This is a genomic window from Acetomicrobium sp. S15 = DSM 107314 (genome assembly GCF_016125955.1).
Lineage (GTDB): Bacteria > Synergistota > Synergistia > Synergistales > Thermosynergistaceae > Thermosynergistes > Thermosynergistes pyruvativorans.
In genome coordinates, this window is the sequence record NZ_JADEVE010000184.1 from 135,414 (window position 1) to 143,600 (window position 8,187).

Annotated in this window: 7 protein-coding genes; all 7 read left to right on the forward strand. The window is 54.8% G+C overall.

Annotated features, from left to right (window positions below; all coding sequences use genetic code 11):
* The first annotated feature begins 259 nt into the window (after window positions 1-259).
* Window positions 260-2,914, forward strand: coding sequence for a preprotein translocase subunit SecA (gene secA / locus EZM41_RS05425; RefSeq protein ID WP_198470111.1), 2,655 nt, complete (start codon window positions 260-262; stop codon window positions 2,912-2,914).
* Window positions 2,914-4,734: a hypothetical protein gene (locus tag EZM41_RS05430; RefSeq protein WP_198470112.1), complete on the forward strand. Its 1,821-nt coding sequence runs from the start codon at window positions 2,914-2,916 to the stop codon at window positions 4,732-4,734. The genes secA and EZM41_RS05430 overlap by 1 nt, the downstream gene beginning before the upstream one ends.
* A 22-nt stretch (window positions 4,735-4,756) precedes the next feature.
* On the forward strand, window positions 4,757-6,433 hold the full coding sequence (argS, locus tag EZM41_RS05435; protein ID WP_198470113.1) for an arginine--tRNA ligase: 1,677 nt from the start codon (window positions 4,757-4,759) through the stop codon (window positions 6,431-6,433).
* A gap of 3 nt (window positions 6,434-6,436) precedes the next feature.
* Window positions 6,437-6,730 carry an FtsB family cell division protein gene (locus tag EZM41_RS05440; RefSeq protein WP_198470114.1) on the forward strand — a complete coding sequence of 98 codons (294 nt, stop codon included), beginning with the start codon at window positions 6,437-6,439 and terminating at the stop codon, window positions 6,728-6,730.
* 223 nt (window positions 6,731-6,953) lie between these two features.
* Window positions 6,954-7,238: a 30S ribosomal protein S6 gene (gene rpsF / locus EZM41_RS05445; RefSeq protein ID WP_342449243.1), complete on the forward strand. Its 285-nt coding sequence runs from the start codon at window positions 6,954-6,956 to the stop codon at window positions 7,236-7,238.
* Window positions 7,239-7,252: 14 nt separating this feature from the next.
* Window positions 7,253-7,744, forward strand: a complete 492-nt coding sequence (locus EZM41_RS05450; RefSeq protein WP_198470115.1) for a single-stranded DNA-binding protein — start codon at window positions 7,253-7,255, stop codon at window positions 7,742-7,744.
* Window positions 7,745-7,768: 24 nt separating this feature from the next.
* Window positions 7,769-7,999, forward strand: coding sequence for a 30S ribosomal protein S18 (rpsR, locus tag EZM41_RS05455; RefSeq protein ID WP_198470116.1), 231 nt, complete (start codon window positions 7,769-7,771; stop codon window positions 7,997-7,999).
* Window positions 8,000-8,187 lie beyond the last annotated feature (188 nt).

An 8,187-nucleotide genomic window follows, 5' to 3' on the forward strand; every position in this document is an offset into this window, starting at 1 on the left:
TTTGCAGAATATCGTCGCATTGAAGGTTGGGGGTAAGGATGAAAAATCGCTTAAAGACTCCTTACCCCTTTTACATCTGAGCCTGTGGTCCAAATTGCGTCCCATCAGTTTTTGGTGGGCTGGTATAATGGGTGTAAACCTAAAAGAGAAAGAGAGTTCACCTTTGCGGTTTTTTCATTAGTGACTTTTACGGATCCGTCTTCGGTCAGAGGTGGGTCTATAATCGAGAAGCGTAAGTTTGTTGAAGGTGGTAATGGCTATGTTGCAGGCTGTAAAGAAGATGTTAGGTTTCGACCCTAACGAGCGCACTCTGAAACGATATAGCGCCATAGTGAGCAAGATCAATGCCCTCGAACCTCAGATGGAACAGATGAGCGACGAGGAGCTGGCCTCTGCCATAGCTCAGTTCAGGGGGCGCGTCCAAAGCGGTGAAGCCTTGGACGACTTGCTCGTCGATGTGTTTGCCGTGGTGCGTGAGGCTGCCAAAAGGACTTTGGGCATGCGCCACTTCGATGTCCAGCTCATGGGAGGCATTGCCCTCCACGAGGGAAAAATAGCGGAGATGAAGACAGGCGAGGGGAAGACGCTTGTGGCCACGCTCGCTGTAGTGCTCAACGCTTTATCCGGCAAAGGCGTCCACGTGGTGACCGTTAACGACTATTTGGCGAAGCGCGACGCGGAGTGGATGGGTGCCGTATATCGCTTTCTCGGCCTATCCGTGGGCGTGATTTACGCCATGATGGATCAGGGCGAGCGGCAGAGGGCTTATCAGGCTGATGTCATTTACGGTACGAACAGCGAGTTCGGCTTTGACTACCTGAGGGATAACATGGCTGTCAGTAGATCCCAGCTAGTCCAGAGGGGGCATCATTACGCTATCGTGGACGAGGTGGACTCGATCCTTATAGACGAGGCGCGCACCCCGCTTATAATCTCCGGTCCGTCAGAAGAAAGCGATGAGCCTTATAAACTCGCCGATCGCATAGCCAGGCAATTGAAGCAAGGCGTCCACTTCGAGATCGACGAGAAAGAGCGAAATGCAGCGTTGACAGAGGAGGGGATAGCCCACTGCGAAGAGCTTTTGGGCGTAGAGGAGCTCTTCAGCGATTACTCCACCTCCGAGATGGCTCACAAGATCGTTCAGGCCCTCAAGGCGAGGCATCTCTTCCATCGCGACACACATTATGTGGTGAGGGATGGGGAGGTTGTGATCGTCGACGAGTTCACGGGGCGACTCATGTTCGGCAGGCGCTACTCCGATGGCCTTCACCAGGCCATAGAGGCAAAGGAAGGGGTGCGCATAGGGAAGGAAAGCCAGACGCTCGCCACGATCACGCTCCAAAACTATTTCCGCATGTACAAAAAACTTGCGGGCATGACCGGCACGGCCGCCACGGAAGCCGAGGAGTTTAAAGAGATATACGGCCTTGATGTGGTGGTTATACCCACGAACAAGCCCATGATCCGCGTCGATCATCCGGATGTCATCTACCGCACCGTAAGGGAGAAATTTGTAGCTGTCGCGGATGAGGTACACGAGCATTACAAGGTAGGCTCTCCCGTGTTGGTCGGCACCACATCCATAGAAAATTCGGAACGGCTGAGCAAACTCCTCAAGGCGAGGGGCGTGCCGCATCAAGTTCTTAACGCCAAATACCACGAGAAAGAGGCGGCTATCGTCGCCCAGGCCGGCAGACTTGGGGCTGTCACTGTGGCAACAAATATGGCCGGCAGGGGGACAGACATCCTTCTGGGCGGAAATCCAGATTTTCTGGCCCGCGAGGAGGCTCTTCGAAAGGGGATAGACCCCGTAGGCGATCCAGAAGGTTATGCGGCGCTGCGCGAGCAGATGCGCGCCCTATGCGCCGCAGAGCACGAGCGGGTTGTCTCCTTGGGCGGGCTTCACGTTGTCGGTACGGAGCGGCACGAAGCCCGGCGCATAGACAACCAACTCAGGGGGCGCAGCGGTCGTCAGGGAGATCCCGGCTCGTCTCGCTTTTACCTCTCTCTTGAGGATGACCTGCTGCGCATCTTCGGGTCTGAGAGGATACAGGGGATCATGGAGAAGCTCGGCATGGAAGAAGGGGAAGCCATCGAGCATCCCCTTCTTACGAAGGCCATCGAGTCAGCTCAGAAGCGAGTGGAGCAGTATCACTTCGATATCCGCAAACAATTATTGCAATACGATGGTGTTTTGAATCAGCAGCGCGAGACTGTATACGGAGAGCGACGCCGCATCCTCTTCGCTGAAGACTTGATAGAGGAGGCGTGGCAGGTGGTGGAGGATGCCATAAGCGGCATCTTAGAGCGCGCCTTTCCCGAAAACGGCGAGCCCCAGGTCAGGGCGGCCGCTTTGCGGCTCAGGAACATTTTCGGTCCAGGCATTGAAAAGCACTTGGAGGGTGTGGACGCGCGCGCCCTGCTGCCGGAGGCGGAGAAGGCGGTCGTTTCGGAGGCCAGGCGGCGCTTCGATGAGAAGGTCGAAGAATTGGGCCACGATGTGGCGAATGAGCTCTTTCGCTTTATCCTTCTGCACGTTTTGGATAGCCATTGGAAAGAACACCTCCTCGCGATGGATGAGCTCAGGCGAGGCATAGGCTTGCGCGCTTTAGGACAGAAGGATCCGCTGCTCGAGTATCAATTCGAGTCCTTTAACCTGTTCCAAGAGATGTTCGAGAGCGTGCGAGAAAAGGTGGCTGAGCTGGCGATGAAGGTTTCGGTCGCTAAGGAGGAGCATAGGCCCGCCCGTAGAGCAGTTCCTGCGGTGCAAAGTCATAAGGTTCCGGTGGGGGTCGGTTCGCCCTCCGGTGGAGGCTCCAAAGCGCCAAGTCACAAAGCGAAAGTGGGGCGAAACGACCCATGTCCTTGCGGAAGCGGCAAAAAATACAAGCATTGTTGTGGGAAGAACGCATAATGACTCTTCGCAGGCTCTCTTCGCTCTATATAGCGGTGATATGCTTTTGCTTTTCACTTTTCTTCCCCCTTCCTTCCTTCGCTAAGGAGTGGAGCGCGCCGGTGGAAATTTTGCGCTTATACCGCGAAGCCCCTCCGCTTGAAGCATACGAAGGGGCTTCTGCTATGGTGTGGTTGCGGGAAAACCGCTATCGCCTCCTTTCGAGTGGGGATATGGAACAGGTTACGCGTTGGCTCATCTTCGCCAACGGCCCACTCAAGGAGAACTGGAGGACTTGGAAAATCCCTGTGCCGCACAAGGGAGAACTCACCTTGCAGGAAACGGCACTCTACGACCCCGTGTCGGGGAGGCTCATATCCCCCCTCGTGCCCTCGAGTGAGAAGGACGGCGTTCCCTTCGTAACCGTAAGAGTCCCACCCTTGGACGGCAACTACGTTTTGGCCATCGCCTATCGGAGGACTTTTCCCAAAAGGTACAACGTGGATGATGTGCTATGGACCGTACTCGACCTGCCGCAATGGGAACAACGGGTGAACGTAGAGGTGCCGTCCGGTATGCAACTCTTTTGGTCTTCTTCGGCAGGAGAGCCCAAGTTGGAAAGAGATGGCGTAGCAGATCACTATGTCTGGCAGATCTTAAACCAGCCTCCCTGGGTCGGGAAGGGGATTTTGGCGCAAAGGGAGGGGGTTTTAGCCTTCAGCCTGCGCGAAGGGGCGATTAACGCCCTGCAGCCCCTGATGGACTGGGTGAACTCGATGGGTTCGATCACGCCTCAGTTTGTCAAAGACGCCTTGAAGGACGCGAACAAGGCCAAAGCCGGACAGCGCATCATAGATTGGGCGCTCGACCCGAAGAAAAAACTCGGCGGAGTGCCCTGGGACTGGGCACGCCCAGCATCCGAATTGCCAACCGAGGGCCCTTGGTCTGAGTGGGAAAGGGTGGGACTGCTACATCACTGGCTAAAGAGTGCCGATTGGAAATCCGAGGTGCTGTGGCTTCCGGCGTTTCCGTTGGCGGATAAAGTGCCTGGCACTGGGAGGATCTGGCTTCGTCCTGTGCTCCGCCTTTCTGCCCCCGGTGTTTCTCGATATTATCTCGATGGGAAGCATCCAATAATAAACGGCGTGCCGAGCTCTCTTTCGGGGCGCACTTTATATGCCTTGGACGGCGCCAACGTCGTCAAGGATGTAATACCCCAAGGGAGCTATTCCGACCACCGCTTCACCATTAGGTGGAACGTCACGGTCGACGAGAATGGAAGCGGAAGCGGCGAGGTTTCGCTCCACTTGCGGGGTGGTTGGATTGAATTGATGCCAGAGGGAGAGTCGAGCGACGTCAGGGAACTCTTAGATAGCTTCGTCTGGCCTTCGGGCCTTCAAATTGACGTAGCGAATGCCGCTGTCGAGGTATTGAAAGATGCTTACCGCATCACCGTGCCTTTTTCGGGTATGGTCGCAATACCGGCTGGAGGGCAAATGCTTTTGAGGCTTCCGTCGGCCGTGCCGAAGGATTTATTGTCGCTCGGCAACTTCGCGCCCCCTTACCACTTCCTATTTCCCTTTATAGTAGAGCAAGAAGGCCGATTCACTCTCCCCAAAGGGTATGATGTTGTCTCATCGCCGCCGGTCAGGGGGGGAGGCAAAGACGTGATCTTTAAAGAGGAGTTAAAGTGGAACGCAAAGAGGAGGTTTTTGAACTCTTCTTATATGTTGATCTTGAAATCGTCAACTGTGGATATAAATACCTCCGCAGAGTTATCCAATGCGTTGAAAGAAATGGTGCGATGGAACGAACTGACGGTGCCCTTTAGGAAGCGCTAAAGATTGCAGCAGAGGTGATGACATGAAAGACATAGACGAACAGCTGAGAGGATTGTTCATGGAAGCCGTAAAGACAGTGGCTGCGAAGAAGGGAGTGGAGCTGCCCGAAGGCTTTGACGTCTTTTTGGAGAGACCGAGGCGACCGGAGCTGGGGGATTGGGCCACAACCGTGGCGATGCAACTCGCTAAAACCTTTGGCGAGCGCCCCTTAGACCTCGCAAACGAGATAATCTCAAACCTTCCTCAAAACCCGCACGTGGAGCATATCACCGTGGCGGGGCCCGGTTTCATAAACATATCCTTGACGAGGGAGTGGGAAGCCTCGCTCCTTCGCGAGATCCTTTCTTCGCCAGAAGAGTACGGCCGCTCCGATCTTGGAGGCGGCCGCAGGGTTCAGGTGGAATTTGTGAGCGCAAACCCCACGGGGCCGCTGCACGTGGGACACGGTAGGGGAGCCGCTGTCGGCGATGTAACAGCCAATATCCTCGCTATGGCAGGTTGGCGGGTTGAGCGGGAGTATTACATAAACGATGCGGGGTTACAAATGGAGCTTTTGGGCCGCTCCGTTCAGTCGCGCTACTTCGAACTGCTCGGAGAGCCCGATAAAGCTCCCTTCCCCGAGGATGGTTACAAGGGCGACTACACCTACGACCTGGCAAGAGGGATAATAGAGGCCGAGGGGGATCGTTTTTTAAGGGTAAGGCTTGAAGAGAGCCTCCCAGCCTTTATAACCCGTTCTGCCAGGGAAATCCTCAAATGGATAAAGAAGGATCTGGATGACTTCCGCGTCCACTTCGATGTATGGTATTCTGAAAAGGCACTCTATGAGAAAAACCTCGTGGATGAAACCATATGCTTCCTCAAGGATAGGGGATATACCTACGAAAAGGACGGGGCGCTTTGGTTTCGGTCTACCGCCTTTGGGGACGAGAAAGACCGGGTGCTCATAAGGAGCAACGGATCTCCCACATACTTCGCCTCCGACGTGGCCTATCATAAGGACAAATTCGACAGAGGTTTTGATATGGTCGTCGACGTGTGGGGGGCAGATCACCACGGCTACATCCCGCGTATGAAAGCCGCGGTCCAGGCCCTCGGCAGGTCGCCGGAGGACCTTGAGATTCTTTTGATCCAGCTCGTGAATCTTTTTTCTGGCGAGGGGCAGGTTTCTATGTCAAAGCGTTCCGGCGAATTCGTCACCCTTCGCCAGGTGATCGATGAGGTCGGTGTTGACGCTACGCGCTACTTTTTCCTGATGAGGCGCTGCGACAGCCCCTTGGATTTTGACCTCGAGTTGGCCAAACAGGCATCGCTTGAAAACCCCGTATATTACGTCCAATATGCTTGTGCGAGGATCAACAGCATATTTCGCGAGGCTGCCTCGAGAGGCGTATCTCTCCCTACGGTTGAAGCGTTGGACATAGCTTCGTTGGGTACCGCCGAGGAAAAGAAGCTTATAAAGACGCTTTCGACCTTTCCAGAGGAGATGGGAGGAGCGGCGAGCGAACTTGCCCCTCATCGCCTCGTAAATTTTGCATATCAGTTGGCGGGCGATTTTCATGTATTTTACAACGCCAATCGCGTTTTGGGGGCCGGTGAGCCGCTGGAGCAATCGAGGCTGCTTTTGGTACGAGCGACTCAGGTGGTGTTAGAAAAAACCCTTGACATCTTAGGGATATCGATCCCTGAGAGGATGTGAGGAATGTTACGCCTTCGTTGGATATTGTGCCTGACTATCGTAGGTTTAATAGCTGCAATTTTGACGACGAGTTATCTCATGGAGTTATCCCGATTGCGGCATTTGTCCTCGGCGATCGACCAGCGAGTGGCGGAATTGGTTAGACTTAAGAGGGGGATACAAGACAAAGAGGAGAAGATCCTCTATTACAAAACGGAAGAGGGCATCGCGCGTGAGGCGAGGGAGCAATTCAATCTCGTGATGCCAGGAGAGCGCATATATCGCATAGAAGTTGCCAGTCCCGACGTGACGCGTTAGGTTGCTGCTACTAAATAAAATGACAGACACGGCGGACGCGTTGGCCCTTCTCGAACGAGAATCTTGCTTAAGTCCTCAGATGAGCATAGGCCTCGTGCACTCCAAATTTTTAGGCGGTACAGCTCGACCCATTGCCTCGAAAGACATCATGGCATATAATGCCAACGGTACATCCCTGCCTCTTTCGTGAAAAGAGGCCGTCAGTCCGAGGGGAGGAGGTGAAGTGGTGCGGCCTTACGAGATGATGGTCCTCTTTCATCCTGAGCTTGAGGACCACAAGGTAGCTGTCGATGAAGTCGGTGAGCTGGTTAAAAGCATAGGTGGCGAGATAGCCAAAGTCGATTTGTGGGGAAAGAGGCGCCTTGCCTATCCCATCCAGAAGAAGGAGGAGGGCTTTTACGCAGTTTACGCCTTCAACATGGAACCGTCTCAGGTAAAGGAGCTGCGGCGTCGCGTGCGACTCCAATCTTCTGTGATGCGTCACATGTTGGTGCGCCCTGATGCGTGAGGAGTTGAGTTCTCGTGGTTAGAGGGTTCAATAAAGTGATCTTGATGGGCAACCTGGCGCGCGACCCCGAAGTGCGCTACACTGCAAATAAGCAGACGGTAACCCGTTTGACGGTGGCCGTCGGCCGGCAGTGGAAGGATAAAAACGGCGAATTGAAGGAACAGACGGATTTCATTCCGGTAGTCGTATGGGGACCTCAGGCAGAATCGTGCGAGCGCTACCTGCGCAAGGGGCGCCCTGTCCTCGTGGAAGGCAGGTTTCAGGTTCGAAATTTTGAGACGAATACCGGAGATCGCCGTTGGGTATCCGAAGTAGTGGCCACGAGCGTGGTCTTCTTGGGTTCTTCTGCGCGGGGAGAGGATTTGGAGCCGGCACCCAGGAGGTTCGAGCGGCCTCAGGTTGGCAACGTTCGCGATGGAGGGGGCCTCTCCGAGGACTTTCCGCTCGACTTCTCGGAGATGCCGACAGAAGAGTCCGGAGACGACGAGGCAGATGTCCCCTTTTAACGCTATGAGGAGGTTTTGATTAGCATGGCAACATATAGAAGGCGCAAGCGTCGCCCCAAGGTGTGCCACTTTTGTTCCGATGACGTGAAGAGAGTGGACTATAAAGAGATAGAAAAGCTGCGCAGATATCTCACGGAGCGCGGCAAGATAGTCCCCCGCAGGGTGACGGGGAATTGCGCCAAGCACCAAAGACAGCTTACGAGGGCCATAAAGCGCGCCCGCATAATGGCTTTGTTGCCGTTCGCGTCTGAGTGAGGCGTCGATCCTGTGGACGGATCCTTCCGCGGAAGGTACGGCTATGCAAAAAAGAGGAGAGGCGCCGCGCCTCTTTTTGGCCTAGCCGTACCAGCCGACGAAGGATCCGTCCAAAGGCTCGACGCCACACTCCCACGCGAACGGCAACACAGCCAAAAAGCGGGCGCGCATAATGGCACGCGTAAGCT